18 protein-coding genes and 1 pseudogene are annotated in these 23,109 nt (G+C 48.5%); 13 read left to right on the top strand and 6 right to left on the bottom strand.

The window, feature by feature from the left end:
- Positions 1-37: 37 nt before the first annotated feature.
- Positions 38-322: an EscU/YscU/HrcU family type III secretion system export apparatus switch protein gene (locus tag DESOR_RS21350; protein ID WP_014186671.1), complete on the bottom strand. Its 285-nt coding sequence runs from the start codon at positions 320-322 to the stop codon at positions 38-40.
- The gene (locus tag DESOR_RS21345) at positions 319-2,028 is read right to left on the bottom strand and encodes a hypothetical protein (RefSeq protein WP_014186670.1); all 1,710 of its coding nucleotides are present in this window, start codon (positions 2,026-2,028) and stop codon (positions 319-321) included. Before DESOR_RS21345 ends, DESOR_RS21350 begins: the two co-directional genes overlap by 4 nt.
- Positions 2,029-2,166: 138 nt before the next feature.
- Between DESOR_RS21345 and DESOR_RS21340 the strand changes: the two are divergent.
- Positions 2,167-2,436 (top strand): annotated as a pseudogene (locus DESOR_RS21340) (type II toxin-antitoxin system RelE/ParE family toxin).
- 131 nt (positions 2,437-2,567) lie between these two features.
- On the opposite strand, the gene DESOR_RS21335 reads toward DESOR_RS21340, so the two are convergent.
- The 3 genes from DESOR_RS21335 to DESOR_RS21325 form a co-directional block, all read right to left on the bottom strand.
- On the bottom strand, positions 2,568-3,251 hold the full coding sequence (locus DESOR_RS21335; protein ID WP_242832379.1) for an HPP family protein: 684 nt from the start codon (positions 3,249-3,251) through the stop codon (positions 2,568-2,570).
- Positions 3,252-3,444: 193 nt separating this feature from the next.
- The gene (locus DESOR_RS21330; RefSeq protein ID WP_014186667.1) at positions 3,445-5,463 is read right to left on the bottom strand and encodes an anaerobic carbon-monoxide dehydrogenase catalytic subunit; all 2,019 of its coding nucleotides are present in this window, start codon (positions 5,461-5,463) and stop codon (positions 3,445-3,447) included.
- A gap of 354 nt (positions 5,464-5,817) precedes the next feature.
- A complete protein-coding gene (locus DESOR_RS21325; protein ID WP_014186666.1) occupies positions 5,818-7,461 on the bottom strand; it encodes a sigma-54-dependent Fis family transcriptional regulator in 1,644 nt (547 codons plus the stop codon).
- Between the two features lie 349 nt (positions 7,462-7,810).
- On the opposite strand from DESOR_RS21325, the gene DESOR_RS21320 reads away from it, so the two are divergent.
- From DESOR_RS21320 to DESOR_RS21280, 9 genes are all read left to right on the top strand, one after another.
- On the top strand, positions 7,811-8,467 hold the full coding sequence (locus tag DESOR_RS21320; protein WP_014186665.1) for a pentapeptide repeat-containing protein: 657 nt from the start codon (positions 7,811-7,813) through the stop codon (positions 8,465-8,467).
- Positions 8,468-8,912: 445 nt separating this feature from the next.
- The gene (locus DESOR_RS21315) at positions 8,913-9,395 is read left to right on the top strand and encodes a tetrahydrofolate dehydrogenase/cyclohydrolase catalytic domain-containing protein (protein ID WP_042331509.1); all 483 of its coding nucleotides are present in this window, start codon (positions 8,913-8,915) and stop codon (positions 9,393-9,395) included.
- A gap of 326 nt (positions 9,396-9,721) precedes the next feature.
- Positions 9,722-10,273: a 4Fe-4S dicluster domain-containing protein gene (locus tag DESOR_RS21310; protein WP_014186664.1), complete on the top strand. Its 552-nt coding sequence runs from the start codon at positions 9,722-9,724 to the stop codon at positions 10,271-10,273.
- Positions 10,266-11,138: a CoB--CoM heterodisulfide reductase iron-sulfur subunit B family protein gene (locus DESOR_RS21305; protein ID WP_014186663.1), complete on the top strand. Its 873-nt coding sequence runs from the start codon at positions 10,266-10,268 to the stop codon at positions 11,136-11,138. The genes DESOR_RS21310 and DESOR_RS21305 overlap by 8 nt, the downstream gene beginning before the upstream one ends.
- Positions 11,128-15,597: an FAD-dependent oxidoreductase gene (locus DESOR_RS21300; protein ID WP_014186662.1), complete on the top strand. Its 4,470-nt coding sequence runs from the start codon at positions 11,128-11,130 to the stop codon at positions 15,595-15,597. Before DESOR_RS21305 ends, DESOR_RS21300 begins: the two co-directional genes overlap by 11 nt.
- A complete protein-coding gene (locus DESOR_RS21295; protein ID WP_014186661.1) occupies positions 15,597-16,076 on the top strand; it encodes a hydrogenase iron-sulfur subunit in 480 nt (159 codons plus the stop codon). Before DESOR_RS21300 ends, DESOR_RS21295 begins: the two co-directional genes overlap by 1 nt.
- Positions 16,073-16,744 carry a methylenetetrahydrofolate reductase C-terminal domain-containing protein gene (locus tag DESOR_RS21290; protein ID WP_014186660.1) on the top strand — a complete coding sequence of 224 codons (672 nt, stop codon included), beginning with the start codon at positions 16,073-16,075 and terminating at the stop codon, positions 16,742-16,744. Before DESOR_RS21295 ends, DESOR_RS21290 begins: the two co-directional genes overlap by 4 nt.
- Positions 16,737-17,654 (top strand): methylenetetrahydrofolate reductase, encoded by a 918-nt coding sequence (locus tag DESOR_RS21285; RefSeq protein ID WP_014186659.1) that lies wholly within the window; start codon positions 16,737-16,739, stop codon positions 17,652-17,654. The genes DESOR_RS21290 and DESOR_RS21285 overlap by 8 nt, the downstream gene beginning before the upstream one ends.
- Before the next feature lie 42 nt (positions 17,655-17,696).
- A complete protein-coding gene (locus tag DESOR_RS21280; RefSeq protein ID WP_014186658.1) occupies positions 17,697-18,323 on the top strand; it encodes a universal stress protein in 627 nt (208 codons plus the stop codon).
- Between the two features lie 383 nt (positions 18,324-18,706).
- Here the strand turns inward: DESOR_RS21280 and DESOR_RS30465 are convergent, their stop codons facing one another.
- On the bottom strand, positions 18,707-18,838 hold the full coding sequence (locus DESOR_RS30465; RefSeq protein WP_242832378.1) for an MBL fold metallo-hydrolase: 132 nt from the start codon (positions 18,836-18,838) through the stop codon (positions 18,707-18,709).
- Positions 18,839-18,899: 61 nt separating this feature from the next.
- Here DESOR_RS30465 and DESOR_RS21275 point away from each other — a divergent pair, with 61 nt between their 5' ends.
- From DESOR_RS21275 to pabB, 3 genes are all read left to right on the top strand, one after another.
- Positions 18,900-20,837 carry a molybdopterin-containing oxidoreductase family protein gene (locus DESOR_RS21275; RefSeq protein ID WP_014186657.1) on the top strand — a complete coding sequence of 646 codons (1,938 nt, stop codon included), beginning with the start codon at positions 18,900-18,902 and terminating at the stop codon, positions 20,835-20,837.
- A gap of 307 nt (positions 20,838-21,144) precedes the next feature.
- Complete coding sequence (locus tag DESOR_RS21270) at positions 21,145-21,774, top strand: anthranilate synthase component II (protein WP_014186656.1); 630 nt, start codon at positions 21,145-21,147, stop codon at positions 21,772-21,774.
- Positions 21,731-23,104, top strand: coding sequence for an aminodeoxychorismate synthase component I (gene pabB, locus DESOR_RS21265; protein WP_014186655.1), 1,374 nt, complete (start codon positions 21,731-21,733; stop codon positions 23,102-23,104). Before DESOR_RS21270 ends, pabB begins: the two co-directional genes overlap by 44 nt.
- Positions 23,105-23,109: the final 5 nt, after the last annotated feature.

Raw genomic sequence — 23,109 nt, 5'->3', positions numbered from 1 at the left:
AATCAGGCTGTATCGTGTTATGAGGCGTCCTGGACTATTACCGGAATAGTGGCTCTGTCGAATCGTAATATACACTCCATTCAGAATCCAATCTATAAATAAACTCAAGAATTTCAGCCACAGCTTTATAGAGTTCTGGTGGGATCTCTTGACCAATATCAATTTTAATTAAAGCTTCGACTAATTGGGTATCGGTTTGTATTGGAATACCTAGTTCCTGAGCAGCTTCGATCAAATTTCGTGCAACTTCCCCTTGCCCAGAGACTACTATCTTGGTGGCCCCGATCTGATCGTAAGCTAATGCAACTGCTTTTTCTTTCATGTCAATACGTCCACTCCGTTCTTTGCTTCTCCTTTAAGCAATGTATGAAATCCCGAATTATCTAAAGGTTTGAGATGAATAGAGGTTAAGTTAACGCCTATCATTTGAAAGTTATTTTTTGCTTCGGTCATCAGACCATCAATAAGTACTGATAAAGTGTCTGGGTTTTTTGTTAATAGACTTAACGAAAGTTGATTCATAGAAAAGAAAGCATCAATGCCAATCGGTCCGAGATTAGGTGTTTCAGTTTGTAACGCGATGCGACAATGGTTAGGATCAAGCTTACCATTTTTACGACTTCCCTGAATGGCAAGCTTAATTGATTTGATTTCCTGGTCTTGTCTAATTGGAATTTCGGCTAACATATAACCATTACCATCCACACCGGTATCGTGCCATAATTGCTGGCCTGTGATCTTATCTAATAATTGATTAATAACCGATGAAGAGGGATGAGTGTTCGTCAGGCTAAGAAGCTGGGCTTTTAGGGTATCTTTTAACTGAGCAAGTTTCTCAGAATCTCCCCCTTGTCCTTTGATTAAAATATCAAACAATCGGTGCTCATAATTTATCCCAAGTTGTTTTAAAAAGGATTTTAATTGTCCTGCTGTTTCTTGTTTTGACAGCCCTTTTAAGTTGGGTATTAAATCTTTAAATTTTTTTACTAGTTCTTCCGGAAGATCCGAGTTTTTGAGGATTTCTGGATATGAAGCAGTCTGCGCATCGTTTAATAAATAAACAAATAACTCATTATCAGGTAAACCGCGATTAGCCAATACCGTATTTTGAACTTCAGTATCCCGGCTTAGAACTAACATATTGTTCAAAAGGTTTTTAACAACAGCCTGAAATTTATCCCCAGGTTTTGCTTCGAAATCTAAAAAAGCTTGAACTGGTTTTCCACTAGCCAAAATAGACGCATTGCCATCTTCTGCCTGGCTTAACATTTCAACGATTATCTTTTGCCCTATTTGAAACGTGTCCTTGCCAGGCATAGCAATAATAAGTTTCTGACTTTCAGTATCCCGGCTTAGAACTAACATATTGTTCACAAAGCTTTTAACAACAGCCTGAAATTTATCCCCAGGTTTTGCTTCGAAATCTAAAAAGGCTTGAACTGATTTTCCATTAACCAAAATAGACGCATTGCCATCTTCTACCTGGCTTAACATTTCAACGATTATCTTTTGCCCTATTTGAAACGTGTCCTTGCCAGGCATAGCTGCAATAGGTTTCTGAACTTCAGTATCCCGGCTTAGAACTAACGTATTGTCCACAAAGTTTTTAACAACAGCCTGAAATTTATCCCCAGATTTTGCTTCGAAATCTAAAAAGGCTTGAACTGGTTTTCCATTAGCCAAAATAGACGCATTGCCATCTTCTACCTGGCTTAACATTTGAATTATTATCTTTTGCCCTATTTGAAACGTGTCCTTGCCAGGCATAGCAATAATAAGTTTCTGACTTTCAGTATCCCGGCTTAGAACTAACATATTGTTCACAAAGCTTTTAACAACAGCCTGAAATTTATCCCCAGGTTTTGCTTCGAAATCTAAAAAGGCTTGAACTGATTTTCCATTAACCAAAATAGACGCATTGCCATCTTCTACCTGGCTTAACATTTGAATTATTATCTTTTGCCCTATTTGAAACAAATCCTTACCAGGCATTGCTACAATTGCGTTAGGAATTGATCCGATTTGCACGTTAACACCTCGAAACTTATACATTTACTTTTAATTATACCAGTTTTTGATTCCCTTTTAGACAAATTTAGACCTCGTTTTTACCGTGGTCTCTAAAATTAGGTCTATATTGGATTATCCAACATCTTTGAGTCAGCCATGACGAGCGGATTGGAATGGAGTACCGACCGTGCCCGTCAGATGCTGGCGAGCCATGTTCAGTTACTGGCACAAAAAAGCCCCGTTGCAGCGCGTAAGACAAAAAAAGATCTTATGAACGCTATTCATTCCCTTTCCACCATGCAGGAGCGTTTTCCATTTCTTGATGCAGAATTTATCTCCCGCTCAATAAGTACCACAGGCTATTCGTCGAAAAGTGGTATTTTAATTCTCTATCAGATAAAGGATCAGACGGTATATGTAGACTAGTAGGCAGTTGGGGCTCAGTTGTCAAACTGTCTAAAGGAATGCAGAAACAGGTGTCCTTCTGGTTGGGAATTCTGGATAGCCTGAAATGGTTAAAGATTAACTGGGATGAAGGCCCGGAAAATGCCGAAGGGTCAATTTTCAGTTTTCGGAGTTACCAAGGCAACTACAAAATGGTGCATCCCTAGAAGCAAGACGCCTAGTGTCATGCCCCAAAGCCCAATCGAATAGAGTGTCGGCGCAACTTGCTTGCAACTCATCAAGAGCGTGCTAACCATGCATAAAGCCAAGCCCCATACCTGCGGTTTTTCCATGTACAGCCCTGCATATTTAACGCAATAGTCGTCATCTTTAGCCGGAAATTCGAACCAAACCCGGTTCCAGACGAGGGCGAAAAGTACGGCGATGGTTGCTCCCCAAGCCATGTATACGGGAAACAACTGCGCGGGCATGGGCAACGGTAAAATAGCTGGAATGACAGCGGTGGCTGCTGCTGGAGGATGATCCGCGTCAAAAACCTGCATCAGCAATGCAGCGTAAAGCAGCGCTAGACTGAGTTTAAGCGGAATAACAAAGTCAGTTCCCCCTGCCAACAAGTCTCCTGTCCAAACCCCCGCCAGCCCGCCGATCGATGAAACAAAATGTCCGACAATGACCGGTTTGGGCCGAGCCACGCGCAAGTACACGCAATTGGAATTGATAAAACAGGTTGCTGCCAGAGGTGGAAAGAGCACTGCTATCCCCACGACTTTGGACAGAATACCGATGATGGCAAGCGCTATGCTGCCGCCAAGCGAGCCCCAGACGATGCGCGACAACGAAATGACTCCCGGGCGGTAAACGTCCCTCGCAAATTCTCTTCGGCAAATGGACGTAACTCTTATCTGCACCGAATTCAATTTCTTATGCACTTATGCACTCTCCCCTCCATGCAAAGTTTTGGCTCGACTGCAAGTTTGTGGTGGGCACGATAAAGCACTGTGCCCACCACGAACTTGGTTAATGACTCTGCTAAACGTCCCATGCAAGCTTCTTTCTTGCAGTTTTAAAGTCTGAGATGATCATCTGGGCAAGTTTTTCTGGGTCCGGGTCAACGTTCATGCAGGAACCGAGCAGTTCTCTTGTGCCTCCGTAAAGGAAATCCATCACCTTTTTAGAACCTTGTACCGGAGCATGAACACAATGGTAGGAATCAAAGCCCAGCATACGGAAAGCAAGGGCCGCGCCTACGCCCTTCTCGTTGGACCATTCGGGCGTCACTTCAGCAAAGGGTAAATCTTTGATCGGATGGCCGAGCAGGCCAGCTATGGTAGCGAAGGTGCCGACGGCATGGGCGTTATCGATGCATTCGCCAAAATGCATGACCGGGGGCATATCCGAACCGAGAAATTCCTTCAAACTATTTCCGCATTTATCCTGTCCCTTGACCGAGCAGTAACCGAGCTTGGCCATTGGAAAGGAGGCACAACCGTTGGCAAAGATAAGAATGTTATTCTTCAGCAAGATGTCTGCTACATCCACGATGGCCTTTTCAAACACGATGCGGGTATTTGTGCATCCAGCCAAGTTAATGATGCCGAGAATCTTGCCCTCCTTAAGAGCGTCGGCAATGGGCTTGACGCTTCCGCCATAGTATTCGCTGAGGTACTCAAGACCGAATCCCACTTCCGCTTCCACTTCGTAGGGAGGGATATGTCTCTTTACGTCCAGGCGGTTTTTGAAGCTTTCGATCGCGCGGGTTACAATTCTGTCGGCTAATTCCGGAAGTCGATTCAGGTCGGAGAGATCTCGCTTGTAACCGATATGTTCCGCCCCAGGCAGGCGGTTGGATTCGTTCGTGGTGACAACCACAGTCTTAAAGCAGTTCGCGACATCCATGATACCCGGAAAAACTTCTTGGATGTCAGCCAGCCAAAGATCCAGCGCGCCTGTGGCCACTACCAGCTCAGCGCCGTTAGCGTTGGAGAGCGGAATGACTCCGCCAAGGCGGTACATGGTTGACAGACCGGAACAACAGATTCCGTAAAATTGGATACCCTGGGCTCCGGCCTCCTTAGCCATGGTGACGAATTTTTCAGTTCGGGCCGTTTTGATGACTTCCGTGGCCAGCAAAGGAGCATGACCGTGAATGGCTATATTAACAAAGTCTTTTTTCAGCGCTCCAAGATTCGCCTTGATGGTGCTTCGCGTGGGAATGCCGAAGAGACAGTCGCTGGCAATGGAGCCGCCCACCACGCTGTTCATTGAAAATGTGATACCTAAGCGCAGGAACTGATCCATCGCTTTACGCCAGTCGCCTTGGGTTGCGACTGTGGTCGCGTGCAAGGTCTCAAAAATCTCGTGATACGAGCTGATCGGAGTTATTCCGAGATCGTTCCATACCTGCTGTCTTTCGGGCGGGGCTACTGCAGTAAGAGTTCGGTGCTTGCCAGGCACCGTACGGCTCATATCTTCGAGTAAAATATCCGCAATTTCACCAGCCAAAGATTCGATGGTTTTGCCTTCGGTCTCAAGCCCGTACATGTTGGCTACGCCAAGCACCTTGTTTTTGCCCACGATGGGGAGATCGATCTCTCCAGAGGCAGCCTTTTTCAGGGTTAGCATGACTTCACGGGCGCGCGCTCCATGCGCTGCCACACCTCCAGCAGCCGCGCGGGCCATGTTGCGCGCTACGATGAGATCTGCAGTCGCTCCGCAGGTACCCCGTGGAGACTTCTCAGTTATCTTGCAAGGACCGAGCGAGCAGTTTTTGCAACAGATACCGGCTAATCCAAAAGCGCAGTGAGGTTTTTGTTTGTCGAAACGGTCAAAACAGTTTTCGATGCCCATACTATCCATATAGGCAACCATTTCCCTCACTGCGGGATCAGGAGCCTGGGACATAACGTCAGCTTTGCTGGCAAAGGACCTGCGATATTCCGTAACTGCGGCCATGTAATCAGTGAAATCGTTATCGTGGTGATGATGGTGGTGGTCATCGTGATCGTGATGGTCAGCATCATGCGTTTGTGAATGTTTCTTGTCTCCCATATGATTACTCCTCTCTTAATTAAAGGTTGCAATTTAAAACAGGTGCCCTGTCGCAATTGCTATGCCAGTACTTTTATCAGCGGCATCATGATCCCCCCTTTGTGGTTACAATAATGCAATTGCTATGCCAGAGTCTTTTTTTGTGGGAATAATCAAAATAATCAACAATAAGAGGTGAATACGAAGTTTCTTGAAAGGAAGAACACAATGGCAGCAACGATATTCCGTTTATATTGACGGAATTTCATTGCTGCCATTGTGTTTTAGTTGTAAACCCGGAAGTGGCTAAATCTTTTCACTTAGATCAGATGGTGCCAGGGGATGTCAAGACCCGATTTGCTTGGGGGTACTAGACTAATTGCGGCCGTGCCAATCGTCAAGAGTGATTCCCATCTTTTTCAAGCGCGAAATTAGAGTGGTCGGCTTTATCCTAAGTTTCTCGCTTGCACTTCTGGGTCCGTAGATCTTGCCGTTACAGACCCTGAGCGCCTTGATCATATTTTCTCTCTCCAATTGACGTATTTCGGCGTCAGTTAGGATGCCGCGCTTGTCGATATGATCCTTGGTGTGGACACTGGGGGCAGTAGCGCTGACTCCCAAGTGAGCTATGGAGGAAATACCGGAGTCCAGCTTCCCCAAATGAGAAGTAATGACCGCCCGCTCAATGACATTTTGTAGTTCACGGATATTGCCGGGCCAGTCGTATTTTGTCAGGAGCTCAATATCAGATTGGGTGAGGCGAGGCTTTGGGCGGTTGAGTCTTCGAGAGGTAAGGACCAAAAAGTGGTTGACCAAAAGCGGTATGTCGTCCTTACGGTCACGAAGTGGAGGCAGAAGAAAGGGGAATACACTAACTCGGTAGTAAAGATCTTCACGGAAGCGTCCTGCTGTGACCTCTCGCCCGAGATCGCGGTTTGTTGCGGAAATGATGCGTACGTCAACTTTTCGGACTTTTTCCTCGCCTACGCGCTGGTATTCACCTTCTTGCAGGACGCGCAGAAGCTTACCCTGCAGTTCGAGGGGGATCTCGCTGACCTCGTCTAAGAATAGCGTTCCTCGGTCGGCGATCTGAAAAAATCCCTCCCGATCCTTGTGCGCTCCAGTGAAAGCACCCCGAGCATGCCCGAAGAATTCGCTCTCGAATAGATTTTTGGGGATAGCGGCACAATTAATTTTGATCATAGGATGCCCGACCCGCTTGCTTCTAGAGTGGATCTCTCTGGCGATGAGCTCCTTGCCCGTGCCCGATTCTCCGGTGATAAGCACACTGGTGTCGACGGGTGCAACAAGAACGATTTGCCGTAGAATTTCATGGAGGGCGTTGCTTTTACCAATGATACCATTGAAGGATTGGGCGATATTGACTTCTTCGCGCAGATAAGCGTTTTCATTCTCGATTTGCCTTTTGAGACGTTTGATCTCGGCAAAGGCTCGCGCATTGGAAACGGCATAAGCCAAATGATCAGCGATCATACGCATAAGCCCTAGTGCTCCCTGATTTAGAGCGATGCGCGTAAACATTGCCAGAACACCAAGGACTTCACCTTTATAGATTAACGGCTGGCCTACGAAGCTGGCGATATGCTCCTTTTTCACCCAGGCCTTATCGGCAATCCAGTCAGAGTTGCCGCTAATGGCTGAGATGTTGCCGGGCTGGCCCGACGATGCAATCCGGCCTACCTTGCGTACTCCCATAGGGAAGCGTCTAAAGGCACCGTGTTCGATTGTGTTCCAGTTGGTTATGTTGTCTATGGAGAGCCCGCAGCTAGCCATCAGGTGGAGACAGCGGCTTTTGTCCTGGCAGGCCGCGTATTCATTGCAGGTGTTGCAAATATCCCCTGGGGTGATCATCCAGACCCTAGCCAGGGCCACGTTACAGTTCGATGCCAGAGATGATGTAACCAATTGTAGCAATTCATCGACCGAACGCTGCTGCGCCATCTCTAGAAGCAATAGCTGAAAGCTTTCGAAATCCAAATTGAAGTTATTTTGAGTCATAGGGCACCTCGGCGATTTTTTTCAGGAATTTGCTTTTTTTATGATGGAACTCGGACAATATATTGTGCTTTACTAATAATAAATAGGAACACTAGCCTATTTCTATTTTTTTGTCTTCAATTCCTGCCCAAAAGTCAACTGGAAACTCCCTTCTGAATCTAATCCCTGTCTTTACTGCCATTATTAGCTGGATAAAAATCAAATAGCACTTACGTTGAGTCGCCCCTTGATAGACCATGATAGCCGCCGGAGGCCATAGTTGTGGATAACCTAGGCCAAACCATTCAATGTATATGGTACAATGGTAATCAATGGCGATTCCCTAAATAGTTATAGTGGGGGGTGTAGTATGGAAGATAGGAAATCAAGCTTGGAAATAATATCCCCTAATCTCCCGAAGGAGTTAGATATGCTTTCAATTTTCGATAAGTGTATTCTATCAGAAGATTCATTTACTAGGGGGATTATTAGCAATGGTCTGTGCAAGGATCAAAATGCTGACCATGTGTCTTTTAATAAAGTACTTTTTAAGAACGTAAAGTTTGACAATGTGTCCTTTAAATGCCTTGATTTAGTCGATGTTAGGTTTGAAAACTGCGATTTATCAAATGTGAATTTTAGCGAATCTGTCATACATAAAGCAGAGATGATCAACTGCAAAATGGTTGGAATGAATATGAGTGATTCTGCACTACGGAATGTACTTTTTGATGAATGTGATGGAAGTTATGCTTTGTTCCGTTTTTTGGATTGCAAACAGGTTAATTTTAATAATTGTTCACTTTGCAGCGCTGACTTCTACAAAGCTAAATTTTCAAAAGTCGCGTTTCACAATTCTAATCTTCAGCAAACTGGAATGTCAGGAGCATGCCTAAAGGGAATTGATTTAAGCAGTTGTAAAATAGATGGCTTAGGGGTTGCTATCGATGACCTGGATGGATGCATTGTTTCCCCTGAACAAGTAATATCATTTTCAAAACTATTAGGACTTATAATTAAGAGCTAAGTCTTGGAAGAAAACCTTGGTTACTACAGGCAAATATATAGGGGAGGGCAAGAAGAGTATCGTTCCATATGCCGGGGATGGGGAGAAGTAGATTGCTTGGATTGCCATAATGAATATATGGCTGGAGTTACTTGGTGAAAAGCATAACAAATGATTTTTCGGATTATCTTTTGGAGTTGATTGACCCAGTGATTGGGAAAAAATCGTAATATTGAGAATAACCAAATGAATGCTGCTTAATGAAAAAAGCATCCTCTTCTCACCGGAAGAGGATGCTTCCGTTCATAGACCCATCCATAGTCACTCTGTTGATCGAATGGAGCCCCATCAAGTAAAATGGTGTCGAGATGATGTTGTGAAAATAATGATACCATAGGAAAAGCATTTTTCAGAATATTCAAAATATAATGTATTAGTTTAAAATATATAAGGGGGGGGAGCTGCTTTGGATATTGATATGAATGGATTAGGATCTCGGTATATTGAAAGAAGCTTCGAGTCTCTTACTGATGATTTAGAATTTTTATTTGAACGATTAAACGTGGCGGTCTGTATAGCTGCAGTGTTGATTGACGGACCTGATACTGCTATTTCCAGAGATCTCCTGCAGAAAACCTGTGACTCATTGCCCATTCGTTACTCCGAGTATTTGCTTCCTCAAAATATCGGGTTGGAAAGGGTCGTTGCCTTAATTGAGTCGCTAAATCGGGAAAAAGATATTCATGGGCTGATCATCGAGGTGCCATCCTCTCTTAAGTCCAAGTTAAATCTATTGTATGACTCTATAAGTCCACAAAAGAATATTCGATTGAACGATGAAGAGTACCATAAAATAGAAAAGTTTAGCCTTGATCCGCATGAAAAGTATATTTTAAGTATTCTCATGATGTTCGAAAAAGCCTTTGATAATGCTGTCCATCAAGCATAGTAAGTGGTCCATGCGGAGGCACCTCAATGGAATTGCGGGCGGCACCTCTGGCAGCCGGAAGCTTGGGTATCTGAAATGTCCTCGCAGATACTGGGGATCATAATTTGCTTGGCGACCATCCTGCCAGCAAACCGGTTGATGATTTGGATTCTGTCAAACTCCTGGCATTAGTAAAAACCTAAATATGGGGCTGAATGCTAATGAACGGCCACTGGAACAGAAGACAAACCATCTTTTTCATATGCCTGGAATGGCAGGTTTGAGCCCTGTTAGTGTTGGCACGAACCTGCCTTGTTAAGAATCTATAATTGTTTGGGGGTATAGGAATGAACGATTTCCTTGAGCTGCTGGAAGCGGAGAGCGGTCAGTCCATCAGAAGCTGTTATCAATGCAAGAAGTGCAGCGGCGGCTGTCCGGTAAGCTCCTACACAGACATCAGACCCCACCAGATGGTGAGGCTGGCCCAGCTGGGGAAGCAGGAGGAGCTGCTCGCTTCGCCGGGAATCTGGTACTGTACGGGGTGCATGACTTGCCAGGCACGCTGCCCTAATGGCATCAACATATCGGCAATCCTTGACGTAATCAAGGCCCGGGCCTTAAGGGCCGGGGATTTGACAGCTGAAAGCTTACCCTTTTTCCACGACTGCTTCCTGGCTTCGGTCAGGCACCATGGCAGAGTATTTGAGCTGGGCATGGTGGCCGGTTACAAATGGCGCTCCAAGAGATGGACCGACGATAAAGGATTGGGAGCCAGGATGTTCCTTAAAGGGAAGTTGGCGCTTCTCCCCAACCGCTGCAGCAACAGCCGGCAAATCCGCGAGATTTTCCAGATAGAAGCAGCACTCCGCAAACAGGAAGGGGGTAAGGACAATGGGTGAGCGACTTGGTTACTATCCCGGATGTTCCCTGCATACCAGCGCCAGGGAATACGACCTTTCCTGTCGTGCAGTGCTTAGGGCCCTTGGCGTGGACTATGCGGAAATTCCGGACTGGAACTGCTGCGGCGCGAGTTCAGCCCACGGCGCCGGGCATGCCCTCAGCCGGGCCCTGCCCCTGCGCAACCTGATGATCGCCGAGGATGTGGGAGAAGACCTGATAGTACCCTGTGCGGCTTGCTACAGCATCTTGCGCTCCACCACCGGCTATCTGCAGAAAAAATCCGCAGAGGCCAGGAAGCTGCAGGCTAAAGTGGAGCAGGTTCTGGGCAAACCCTACCGGGAAAAAGTCCGGGTAACCCATCCTTTAGACTTGCTAACCAGGCCGGAAATGCTCAACAAGATCAAAGGACAGCTGCGGACTTCGCTGAACGGCATTAAACTGGCCCCCTATTATGGCTGTTTCCTGGTCCGGCCGGAAATTGCCGCCTTCGATAACCAGGAACAGCCTCAGAAGATGGATATTCTGCTGCGGGAATTGGGTGCTGAAGTGGTCCGCTGGTCCTATAAAACTGAATGCTGCGGCGGCGGAGTGGGGATTACCGAGGGATCGGTGGCGTCTTCCCTGGTGGAGAAGCTGGTCCGCGAGGCCAGGAAGGCGGGCGCGGAAGCTGTGGTCACGGCCTGTCCCCTGTGCCAGGCTAACATGGAAGGCAGGCAGACCCAGGGTTTACCTGCTTTTTATTTCACAGAACTGGTGGGCCTGTCCCTGGGGATTTCCGCAAGCAAGCGGTGGTTTAAGTCCCATCTGGTAGATACAACCTCGGTGTTAACCAAAGTGCAAGGGGGGATATCCGGTGGCAGATAAAGTGGTTGGCGCCGTAATGGTGGTAGGGGGAGGAATTGCCGGCATGCAGTCCGCGCTGGATCTGGCCAATGGGGGATTCTTGGTGCATTTGGTGACCGATGAATCCTCAATTGGCGGCAAAATGGCCCAGTTGGACAAAACCTTTCCCACCAATGAATGCGCCATGTGTCTCTTAGGGCCGAAAATGTCCGACACCTTAAGCCACCCCAATATTCAAATCCATACCTGTTCAACTTTGACCAAAGTCGAAGGTGACGCAGGTAACTTTAAGGCCACGGTGGTAGAGGCCCCGCGCTATGTAAATATGGCCGAGTGTACGGCCTGCGGGGATTGTGAGCAGGTCTGCCCGGTTGAGGTAGGGGATCGCTTCAACGAGGACTCCATGCAGCGCAAAGCAATCTATAAGCTGTTTCCCCAGGCGGTGCCCAACAAGTACCTGGTGGAAAAACGCGGCACGCCTCCCTGCCGGAGCGCCTGCCCGGCAGGCTGTAACGCCCAGGGTTATGTAGCATTGCTTTCCAAAGGAAAGTTCGGCGAGGCCTTGGAGGTTATCAGGAGGCGCATGCCCTTTGCCGGGGTTTGCGGACGGATCTGTCACCATCCCTGTGAAGGAGAATGCAACCGCAAGCAGGTCGATGAGCCCATCGCCATCGCCCAGTTGAAACGCTCTGCGGCGGACTACGGTTGGGCTGAAGCGGTGGAACAGAACCTGTTGGTCATACTGCCCGCAGAATTCTTGCTGGATGAACGGGGAAATCCCTTAAAAATAGCTGTAATCGGGGCAGGTCCCGGCGGCCTGGCGGCAGCGAAGGACCTGGCTGAGCTGGGTTATCAGGTGACTGTCATTGATGCCCTGCCGGAAGCCGGCGGGATGCTGCGAGCCGGAATTCCCCGCTACCGTCTGCCCGGGGAGATTGTCAGCCGTGAAACCCAGGCCATCTTAGACCTGGGAGTGACCTTTAGGCCCAATACCAGGGTCGGGGTAGACGTATGCTTTGCGGACTTGCAATCAGAATTTAACGCAGTGCTTATTGCAACAGGTTTTCAAAAGGGCCGTTCGCTGCCCATCCCGGGGAGCGAACTCAAGGGAGTAGAACTGGGGGTCGAGTTCCTCCGGGCGGCTGCCTTGGGTGAAACACCGGCAGTAGGCAGGAAAACAGTGATTATCGGCGGGGGCAATGTAGCTATAGATACGGCCCGCACCGCTCTGCGGCTGGGAGCAGGGGAAGTTCACCTCTACTGCCTGGAAGATTATGAGCATATGCCGGCTCACCGATGGGAGATCGATGAAGCCGAGGAAGAAGGGGTGCGCGTTCACGCCGGTTGGGGACCCAAAGAAATCCTTGGCAAAAACGGCGAAGTGATCGGAGCAGTTTTCAAACGCTGCACCCGGGTCTTCGATGAAAATGGACAATTCAATCCGGTCTATGATGAACTGCAAACGGAAATGATCAGCGCCGACTGCGTTGTCCTTTCCATTGGCCAGGCCAGCGACCTGTCCTTCCTGGACGGAACAGGGGTGGAAACCAACCGGGGCGTGATTAAGGTTGATAAACTGACATACGCTGCCAATCAAGCAGGGGTGTTCGCCTGCGGGGATATCGTCAGCGGGCCAGCTTCCGTGGTTGCTGCCGTCGGCGCCGCCCATGAAGCGGCTGAATCCATCCACCGTTTCCTCCAGGGTCAGGATCTCAGGCAGGGCAGGAGTCTGGCGAGACCGGAACCGGTGGGAGTACCTGAAGGCTTGAAGGTGACGCTTGCTGCCCGGCAAAACCAGGCCCAGGCGGATCCCGCCCGGCGGGTCAGGGATTTCTCTGAAGTCTATCAAGGCCTGACTAAGGAGCAGGTCATCAACGAGGCTAAACGCTGCCTGAACTGCGGGATTTGCTCCGAATGCCTGCAGTGCGTCAAAGCATGCAAGAAAAAGGCTATTGACCATTCGGCAGAACCCCAAGTTTATGAATTGGCCGTGGGGGCGGTAATCCTCTCTCCCGGTTACCAGCTGGAATCGGGAAACCTGAGGGGAGAGTACGGCTACGGCATCTATGAAAACGTCATGACCTCCCTGGAGTATGAACGTCTGCTTAGTTCCACCGGGCCTACCCAGGGCCATGTGCTGCGGCCTTCGGATCGCAAAGCGCCGCAGAAAGTCGCCTTTATCCAATGCGTAGGATCGCGGACCTGTGATAAGGGAACTGAATACTGCTCTTCCATCTGCTGTATGTATTCGACCAAAGAAGCCATCATCTCCCGTGAACACGATGCCAACATCCAGCCGGCGATATTCTACCTGGACATGAGGTCCTACGGCAAGAACTTTGACAAGTACGTTAAATCAGCCAAGAAAAACGGGGTGCGTTATGTGCGCACCATGATCTCCAGCGTTAAGGAAGATCCCGTGAGCGGTAACCTAATCATCAAATACTACCAGGACAGTAAAATCGTGGAGGAAGAGTTCGAATTGGTGGTTCTGGCCATGGGGGTTAAACCGCCTAAGGCTGCTGGGGAACTGGCCCGTGTTACGGGGATAAACTTGAATGAATACGGCTTCGCCCATACCAAACCCCTCGACCCAATTCAGACATCCAGACCGGGGGTTTTCGTGGCGGGAGCTTTCCAGGGTCCCAGAGATATTCCCGAGACGGTGATGAACGCCAGCGCTGCTGCCGCTGCTGCCGGTGCTCTCCTGGCTGACGGACGTAACCAGCTGGTTACTCCCAAGGTCTATCCTCCTGAACGCGATGTCAGCGGGGAAGCAGCCAAAGTGGGTGTGTTTGTCTGCCACTGCGGTATCAACATCGGTTCCATCGTAGATGTTCCCGGCACTGTAGCCTACGCCAGGACCCTGCCCGGTGTGGCCCACGCCGAGGAGTTCCTTTACACCTGTTCCCAGGACTCCGTCAAACACATTGAAGACGTAATAAACGAGCAAGGGCTTAACCGGGTAGTGGTGGCTTCCTGCACCATTAGGACGCATCAGCCTCTGTTCCGAGAGGCCTTAAGGGAGGCCGGATTAAACCAGTTTCTGTTCGAAATGGCCAATATTCGGGACCAGTGCTCATGGGTGCACAGGGCTGAGCCAAAACTGGCTACGGTTAAAGCCAGGGACTTGGTCCGGGCGGCAGTGGCCAAGGTCAAGGGCCATGTGCCCCTGCACCTGGAACCGGTGCCGGTAGTCCCCAGGGCTCTGGTTATCGGAGGCGGGATAGCCGGAATGACGGCCTGTCTGACCTTTGCCGAGCAGGGATTCGAGTCTTACCTGGTGGAACGGGAGCAGATCCTGGGCGGCAACCTGCGCAGCCTGCGCTTTGGGGAAGACGGCCAGGACGCACAGGAATATATGCTTGAGGTGATCGACAAAGTCCAGTCCAACCCCTTGATTCAGGTGTTTACTCAAACGGAACTCCTGGATATTACCGGTCACCAGGGACACTTTGTCAGCTCTATGAAGACTGGGGACCTGCGCCGGGAGGTGCACCACGGGGTGGTTGTCGTGGCCACTGGCGGCAGGTTGTCGGAAGCAAACCCGGTTTACGGAATGGATAAAGACCCCAGAATCATCACCCTGGCAGAGCTGGAAGAAAAACTCCACGCCCTGCAGCAGGTGCAGGAAGGCAAGCCGCTGTCAGCCTATGGCGAACAGCTGGGCAAATGGCGCGAAGCGGCCATTATCCTCTGCGCCAGTGCCGGGGAGGAACTGCCCTACTGCAGCAGGAGCTGCTGCACCCAGGGCATCTCCAACGCCATCAGGCTGAAGCAGCAAAATCCTCAGGGCACGGTCTATGTGCTGCACCGCGAAATCCGCACCTACGGTTTCCTGGAGAGCTACTACAAGCTGGCTCGGGAAATGGGGATAGTCTTCGTCCGCTACTCCCCGGATAAGCTGCCGGCGCCGGAAATTGGCGCGGAGCTGTCGATCAGGGTAGCAGACCTGGATTCAGAATTGGAATTTCTGATCAAACCGGACCTCTTGGTCTTGGCACAGGGTTTTGAAGCGGCCGAGGGCGTCAGGGAACTGGGCACCCTGCTCAAAGTACCGCTGAATGAAGACAGCTTTTTCATGGAAACCCACGCCAAGCTGGGACCGATGGATTTTCCAGGCTCTGGATTGTTCCTCTGCGGAGCTGCCCACTCGCCCAAGTTTGTCAGCGAGGCCATCTATCAGGCCCAGGGGGCAGTGGCCCGAGCAGTGACCATCTTGGCTAAGCCCCACCTGATGGTGGGTGGGGTGGTTGCCAAGGTGGAAGCGGAAAAATGCGCCGCCTGTCTGACCTGCGTCCGGGTTTGCCCCTACAGCGTACCGAAAATCGGGCCCAAAATGGTTGCGGAAATCGAAACTGTCCAGTGCCACGGGTGCGGCACCTGTGTCGGCGAGTGCCCGGCCAAAGCCATTCAACTCCAGCACTACACCGACGAACAAATGTTGGCCAAAATCTCCGCGGTTGGGAGGACTGAGTAATGGAAAAGCGCGAGAGTGGAAATGGGGAAAGTTTCTATCCCAAAATCATTGCCTTCTGTTGTTACTACTGCGCCTATTCGGCCGCCGACCTGGCAGGGTCGCTGCGCCTGCAGTACCCGCCAACGGTGCGGATGATTGAACAGCCCTGTTCCGGCAAAGTGGATATCCGTCTCCTGCTGCAAGCCTTTGAGGACGGAGCGGACGGGGTGTATGTAGCGGGCTGCATGGACGGGGATTGCCACTTCCTCAAAGGCAACATCAGGGCCAAAAAACGTGTTAACGCCGCCAAAAAGATCCTCGACAAGGTCGGGGTCGGCGGTGAGAGGCTGGAAATGTTCAACCTGTCGGGCTCCATGGGCCCCAGATTCGCCGAAATAGCCAATGAGATGACGGAAAGAATTTTAAGGCTCGGTCCCAACCCGCTGAACACAGCCAGGGCCGAGCGGGCCAGAAAGGGAGAGGAGGGAGACCCTAAATGATCGTAGCAGAAGCGAAACCGTTGGAGGAAATCCTGGAGACCCTGCAGGGAATGTCAAAGGTTTTGGTAGTGGGCTGCGGCGGCTGCGTGTCGGTCTGCCTGGCCGGCGGAGAAAAGGAAGTGGGAATTCTGGCCAGCACTCTGCGCATGAAGCGCGAGCTTATGGGCGACTCCCTGGAAACTGTGGAGGAAACCCTGACCCGCCAGTGCGACCCCGAATACGTGCAGCAGCTGGCCAAAAAGCTGGAAGGTATTGACTGCATCCTTTCCCTGGCCTGTGGAGTGGGTGTACAGTTTCTAGTGGAACAATTCCCCCAAACCTGGGTGGTTCCGGCCCTGAATACCAAGTTCGCCGGTGCGACCATGGAGCACGGACTTTGGGAGGAACGCTGTGGGTTGTGCGGGGAATGTGTGCTGGCCCGGACCGGCGGGGTATGTCCGGTAATCCGCTGCGCCAAGAGCCTCTTAAACGGTCCCTGCGGCGGTTCGCAGAATGGCAAATGCGAAGTGAAGCCCAACGAATGCGCCTGGCAGTTGATTTACAACAGGATGAGCGAGCTGGGCAGGTTGGAACTCCTTCTGGACGTGGCTGGGGCCAAGGACTGGTCTAAGTCCAGGGACGGCGGTCCCCGCAAAATGGTCAGAGAGGATGTGAAGATCGATGGCTGAGGAAAAGAGCAAACTGCAGAGCCTGTTTGAGCAGGGCGAATTTGCAGTAACCTGCGAGATCGGCCCGCCGAAAAACGCCCAGGGAGACGGCATCCGCAAGCACACCGAACACCTGAAGCCATTTGTGGACGCCGTAAACCTCACCGACAACCAGACAGCCATCGTCAGGCTTTCCAGCATCGGGGCCGGTGTGCATGTCCTGGCGGCAGGCGGCGAACCCATTATCCAGATGACAACCCGCGACCGCAACCGCATAGCCTTGCAGAGCGATTTGCTGGGGGCCTACAGCCTGGGAGTGCGCAACGTGCTCTGTCTCTCGGGGGATCACCAGGCTTTTGGTAACCATCAAGGAGCGAAAAACGTCTATGATCTGGATTCCATCCAGTTAATAAAAACCGTAAAAGACATGCGGGAAGCCAAAGTGTTCCAATCCGGGGAAGCAATCAAGCAAGGGGAACCACGGTTTTTCATCGGGGCGGTCGCCAATCCCTTCGCCGACCCCTTCGAGTTCCGGGTGCTGCGGCTGGAAAAGAAAATCCGGGCAGGCGCCCAGTTCATCCAAACCCAGTGCATCTTCGACATGGAGCGCTTTGAAGCCTTCATGGATCTGGCCTGCAAGCGGGGCCTCCACCAGCAAGCCTATATTATGGCCGGGGTAATGCCCATCAAGTCCGCTAAGGCTGCTAAGTATATGCAGAAAAACGTTTCCGGCATGCTGGTCCCCGATGGGATTGTGGAAAGAATGAGCAAGGCTGAGGACCAACCGGCCGAGGGCGTCAAACTTTGCATCGAGCAGATCAAACATTTGCGGACTATTCCCGGAGTACGGGGAGTTCATATCATGGCAGTGGCCTGGGAAGAAATTGTGCCGGAAATCGTCAAAGGAGCGGGGCTGTTACCAAGGCCTTAAGGGCTATCAGTGTCAAATGTATTGATGAAAGAGGTATTTGACATGAATGCTTCTAAGTTTAAAGTACTTCTCTACTCCGATGGTTCACACCAGGCGTTTTCTGCAGCTGTTTATACTACCATGCTATTAACGAAAATGGCCAATATGCATTTGACCATCGTACAGGTACATGAAGCTGATGGAGCTTCACTGGGGACAGAATATAGTAGTAAAGAGTTGAGGCCTAGGTACAAAAGATATTCTTGGGGGTGTTCTAAAGGGAATGTATATAGTTGGATAGACACTTGGCCGGTTAGCCCTACCTCTGACTGGGTGAAGCGCGTGCTCGAGGAAGGTGATTCGGACATAAGAAAACAATATTCTGAAATACTTTCCAAAACTAACAAAATATTTTCAAATAAAGGGCTCAACGTCAAGCTTGAGGAATTATATACCGATTACAGTATTTCCGACACATCTGACATATCCCAAATAGCAGATATAATTCTTGATTATGCAACAAAAGGTTCATTTGAATTAATAATTATGGGTACGCGGGGGCCTTCTACCTTAAATAGGCTGATTTTTGGTAGTTTAGCGTATACAGTGTTAAACAAATCCCCTATGCCGGTGTTGTTAATCAAGAAACTTCCTCAAGACTTTATTTATAGTTACCTGGCAAGACACTAAGCACTAAGAATAATCTTGAGAGAAAGCACTGGAGGCGACCCAGTGCTTTTTTGTTGTCCATCTGCCTTCTCTAAATTGTTGGAAATAGCTACACCGTAATAGGACGCGAAGTCCGATTACGGTGTATTTGTTTTATTAGTAAGCCATAGCCGTACCAGTATATCAGCAGGTAACGATGAATTACAGGCAGAGGATGGTAGGCTCAGGAATTCCTGGTATGTGATGGAGCGAACGGCTTCGGCATTCATGGGCCATTGATCGGTATAACCCAAGGAACTTCCGAGGCACCTTGTCTATTATTGGGTTAATGTTGCAATTAAAAAAACGTGCATTCTTGTAATTGCACGTTTTTTGCTCGTTTTATTGTCCAACTGGAAGGAGTTCTAAAACAAAACGATCTTGGGGTTGATTTGCTGTACCACCTTATAGGCTTGCTCCGCATCGATAGTGTAGAATCCCCCAACTGGGACACAGGCGATGTTAACCTCGTTTTTAGGTTCCTTTATCTGAAGCACGGGGTATTTGCGGCAACGGAATAACCCTGTATATAATGATAGAAAAGGAAGGTTGAAGAGGATGGAGAAAAAAATAGTAAAAACAACATGTACAAGAGACTGTCCCAATAACTGCGGCATTTTAGCCTGGGTTGAAAATGATCTGGTTGTGAAGCTGACCGGAAATAAGGAACATCCTATTAATAACGGAAGAACCTGTGTGAAGTGCAATCACTACTTAGAACGTGTTTATCATAGAGAGAGGATCACTTATCCTTTAAAAAAGGTACAGGGAAAATTCATACGCATATCATGGGAAGAAGCCCTCGATGAGATAGCGGGAAAAATCAAGGAGATATGCAAAACGAAATCCCCGGAATCCATTCTTTATTATCAGGGATTTGGGGCCAGAACCGCACTTAAGCTGGTGAACAGAAGATTTTTTAATCTATTGGGTAATACAACGGTTACGAAGGGAACTATCTGCGGCGGAACAGGTGAGAGCTCACAGAATTTAGATTTTGGAACGAGAATATCCCATGATGTAAAGGATTATGAAAATAGTAATTCTATGATTTTATGGGGAAGAAATCCTGTAGCTACAGGGGTCAACCTGGTGCCTATGATTAATAATATTAAGGACCGGAACGGAAAAGTGGTATTAATTGATCCTGTGAATACTCAAACAGCTCCGCTTTGTGCGCTTCATCTTAAGCCAAAGCCGGGAACAGATGCTTATCTGGCCCTTGCCCTGTCCAGAATTTTACATGACGAGGGTGTTGAAGATAATGATTTTTTGCAGAATCATTGTCTTAACTATGAAGCCTATAAACGGGTTGTTTATTCCCGCACGGTAGAGGAATATGCGACCTTGTGTAATGTGCCATTAGAACAAATCCTTGAGGTAGCTAAGGTGTTGAAGGAAATGAAGCCCACTGCTTTTGTACTGGGCTGGGGATTGCACCGATGGGAATACGCCCACACGACCCTGCGCGCTATCGACGCCTTAGGAGCAGCAGCGGGTTCTATCGGTGTAGCTGGGGGAGGAGTCAGTCAAGGGTTTGAGGAGTATGCGCCCTATGATTGGAGTATATGGGGAGACGAACTACAGCCCAAAAGAAAGAGATTCTATATGCAACTGCTGGGTGAAGAACTGAAAAATGCGAGTCCCAAAATTGAAATGGCAATGATAACAGCAGGAAATCCGGTTTCAATGCTTCCCAATGCCAATCTAACCAAGGAGGCTCTTTCAGAAGTCCCTTTTTTGGTAGTGGTAGGCCACTTCCTGGATGATACGGGTATAATGGCCGATATTTTATTGCCTGTTACCACATTTTTAGAGGAAAAAGACATCGCAGCTTCATATGGGCATAGTTTTATTGGACCCTTGAATCCAGCCATCTCACCCATTGGAGAATGCAAATCAGATTTTGAGATATTCATGGAATTAGGAAAACGGTTTGATTTTGCCGCAGAATATGTGAAACCTTTGGACGAGTGGCTGGAGATAATCATGAAGCCCACCTTGGAGCGCGGTGTTTCCTTGCAGCAAATATTTGACGGGGGTGTATATAATCCGGACACTCCTAAAGTTCCGTATCTGGATAAAAACTTTCCTACATCAACGGGAAAGTTTCAATTAATGAACGACTTTGAACTGCCAGAAGGAAGAGATTTAGACTATAAATATCAACTTATGTCTATTGCACCGAAAGAGTGGCTATGTTCCGAGCTTTCTTTAGAAGAACAAAAGACGCTGCTTCCCGTGAAAATTAACACGGAAGAGGGCTTAAAACTTGGTTTGGAAGAAGGGAAAGTATGTATCGTAGAAAATCAGTTCGGAGCCATCCGCTGCCTTGCTGAATTTGATGGTGAGCAAAGAAAAGACCTGGTGGTGATTCCAAGAGGAGGCTGGGGCCAGGCAGGCCGTAACATTAATGAACTGACCAGAGGCTTGGTATCAAAGGTGGGGGACGGAACACCCTATTATGAGACCAGAGTTAATGTACGAAGCATGTAATGGTGTTTGGAAATTTCCTACACAAGAGAATAGAAAGCCTTTAACAACCCGAGGTATATTTGATGGACGTGTACTCCAGGGATGCAGACCAAATATAAAGAAAAAATTGGCTAATTGACTGGGCCAAATAAGGCTGAAGGCAAGCTTGACAAATGAATGAATTTTATTATAATTAAGTCAAATTTAATATTAAGGGTGTGCCCAATTCAATTTGGAAGACTGCCGAAAACAATAACAGAAATTCTGTTGGTGTTTTCGGTTTTTTTATTCCTTAATTTTCGGATCAGGGCTAAGAAAGGGGAGCAAAATGTATTTAATTGTTGATCATTATGACTCATTTGTTTATAACCTAAAGGCCTATTTTGAAGTGCTGAATTGCTCTGTTCAAGTTATTCGTAGTGACAAAGCTGCATCAGATTATATTGAACAAATTGAAAACCTCGACGGGATAATCTTTTCTCCCGGTCCCAAGCGCCCCGAAGACTGTGAACATTCTGCTGCCCTTCTTCGTGCTTTTGGCAAGCGCATTCCTATTTTAGGGGTTTGCCTTGGTCATCAGCTTATTGGGCATACATTTGGAGCCAAAGTTATCAAAGGTCTTCGGCCAATGCATGGGAAAATCACCAGGATAAACAATTACAATACGGGTGTTTTACAGGGACTTCCGGATAAATTTGAAGTGACCCGTTATCATTCCTTAGTTATATCAGAGGATTTTTTGCCGGATTGTTTACGGATTGATGCCAGGGCTGACGACGGAGCCATTATGGCCATATCCCATAAGGAGTTTCCGATATTTGGGGTACAGTTTCATCCTGAGGCAATTTTAACACAATATGGATATGAGGTACTTAATAATTTTGTAAATATTGCTGAAAAAAGGAGGGAAGAGAATGGCCAACTACAAGGAGTGGACCCGCTACTATCCTGCTGTTGACATCTATTCCTGTTATTCTGAAGAAGAAGACACCGTGTTCCTGGATTCTTCGTTGGAAAATAGGTACGGAAATTATTCGATTATCGGCATCCATCCTTATCTTAAGGTTGAGGACAGAAACGGAGAACTGTTTGTCAACGGTGTCGTTCAAGAGGGGAGTTTTGCTGACTATATCTCCAAGTATTTAAAGGTTCATGGGGAAGAGAACCCCACGACGCTGCCGCTGCTTTCAGGAGCTATAGGTTATCTGGCCTATGATTTCGGGTTGAGGCCGAACGAAGTCTCATCCCGTCATCTTAAAGACGTTGATATTCCTGAAGGATTGTTTATCTTTTATGAGCACTTTATTATCGAAGACCAAAGGAACCGAAAGATTTATTTGACTGCCGCACACCCCTTGTATAACGGGGAAGACAGTCTGGGCGCTTTGGAAAAGGATCTTGAAGAAAGACTTTATCACCGCGCAGCGAACCTATCACCGGCTAAGCTGAAAAAAAGCGGCGATTTTAAACTTTATTCTGATTTCGAGAAAGAGCAATACTACGAGGCAATCAACAAGGTAATTAACTATATTGTTGAAGGGGATATCTATATAGCCAATATGACCCGTCAAATCATCATGGAAAGTCCGGTACAGCCCTATGAGGTGTTTTTACGGCTCCATAAGAACAACCCCGCACCGTTTAGCGGCTATCTGAATTTCGGGGATTTTAAGATTGTTTGTTCTTCGCCGGAGCGGTTTTTAAAATTAGGGGACGGGATTGCGGAGACACGCCCCATAAAAGGGACCAGAAAAAGAGGTGAAACCCCGGAAGAAGATGATGCCCTGCGGACGGAGTTATTGCATTCATCTAAAGATCGAAGCGAATTATTGATGATTGTTGATTTGGAGCGGAACGACCTGAACAAGGTCTGCGAACCGGGCAGTGTTGAAGTCACCCAGTTGTTCGATGTTGAAGCCTATGCGACGGTGTTCCACCTGGTGTCGACGATTGTCGGAAAACTAAAGGAAGGTATGACTTCAATGGATCTTTTGATGGCCATGTTCCCCGGCGGATCAATCACCGGGGCACCGAAACGGAGAGCCATGGAAATCATTGATGAAGTGGAACATTCACGCAGAGGACTTTATACCGGGTCGATCGGTTACCTTTCTTTCGATAACAGCTGTGATTTTAATATCGTGATTCGTACCGCAGTTTATAAAGACGGGATGTACCATTTGGGGGTTGGCGGCGGGATCACCTGTGAATCCGAATTAGAATTTGAATTCGAAGAAACTGAACAAAAAGCCAAGGCCTTACTGGAGGCAATGAAAAGTTTAAAATGAAGACC

It is taken from the genome of Desulfosporosinus orientis DSM 765, assembly GCF_000235605.1.
Lineage (GTDB): Bacteria > Bacillota > Desulfitobacteriia > Desulfitobacteriales > Desulfitobacteriaceae > Desulfosporosinus > Desulfosporosinus orientis.
Note: the sequence above shows the minus strand (reverse complement) of the source record. Positions and strands in the feature narration are given on the sequence as shown.

Excerpts from the sequence above, each read along its gene's own strand:
- DESOR_RS21350 (WP_014186671.1), bottom strand. The coding sequence starts at position 322 with ATGAAAGAAAAAGCAGTTGCATTAGCTTACGATCAGATCGGGGCCACC.
- DESOR_RS21330 (WP_014186667.1), bottom strand. The coding sequence starts at position 5,463 with ATGGGAGACAAGAAACATTCACAAACGCATGATGCTGACCATCACGAT.
- DESOR_RS21325 (WP_014186666.1), bottom strand. The coding sequence starts at position 7,461 with ATGACTCAAAATAACTTCAATTTGGATTTCGAAAGCTTTCAGCTATTG.
- DESOR_RS21320 (WP_014186665.1), top strand. The coding sequence starts at position 7,811 with ATGGAAGATAGGAAATCAAGCTTGGAAATAATATCCCCTAATCTCCCG.
- DESOR_RS21310 (WP_014186664.1), top strand. The coding sequence starts at position 9,722 with ATGAACGATTTCCTTGAGCTGCTGGAAGCGGAGAGCGGTCAGTCCATC.
- DESOR_RS21305 (WP_014186663.1), top strand. The coding sequence starts at position 10,266 with ATGGGTGAGCGACTTGGTTACTATCCCGGATGTTCCCTGCATACCAGC.
- DESOR_RS21295 (WP_014186661.1), top strand. The coding sequence starts at position 15,597 with ATGGAAAAGCGCGAGAGTGGAAATGGGGAAAGTTTCTATCCCAAAATC.
- DESOR_RS21290 (WP_014186660.1), top strand. The coding sequence starts at position 16,073 with ATGATCGTAGCAGAAGCGAAACCGTTGGAGGAAATCCTGGAGACCCTG.
- DESOR_RS21285 (WP_014186659.1), top strand. The coding sequence starts at position 16,737 with ATGGCTGAGGAAAAGAGCAAACTGCAGAGCCTGTTTGAGCAGGGCGAA.
- DESOR_RS21280 (WP_014186658.1), top strand. The coding sequence starts at position 17,697 with ATGAATGCTTCTAAGTTTAAAGTACTTCTCTACTCCGATGGTTCACAC.
- DESOR_RS21275 (WP_014186657.1), top strand. The coding sequence starts at position 18,900 with ATGGAGAAAAAAATAGTAAAAACAACATGTACAAGAGACTGTCCCAAT.
- DESOR_RS21270 (WP_014186656.1), top strand. The coding sequence starts at position 21,145 with ATGTATTTAATTGTTGATCATTATGACTCATTTGTTTATAACCTAAAG.
- pabB (WP_014186655.1), top strand. The coding sequence starts at position 21,731 with ATGGCCAACTACAAGGAGTGGACCCGCTACTATCCTGCTGTTGACATC.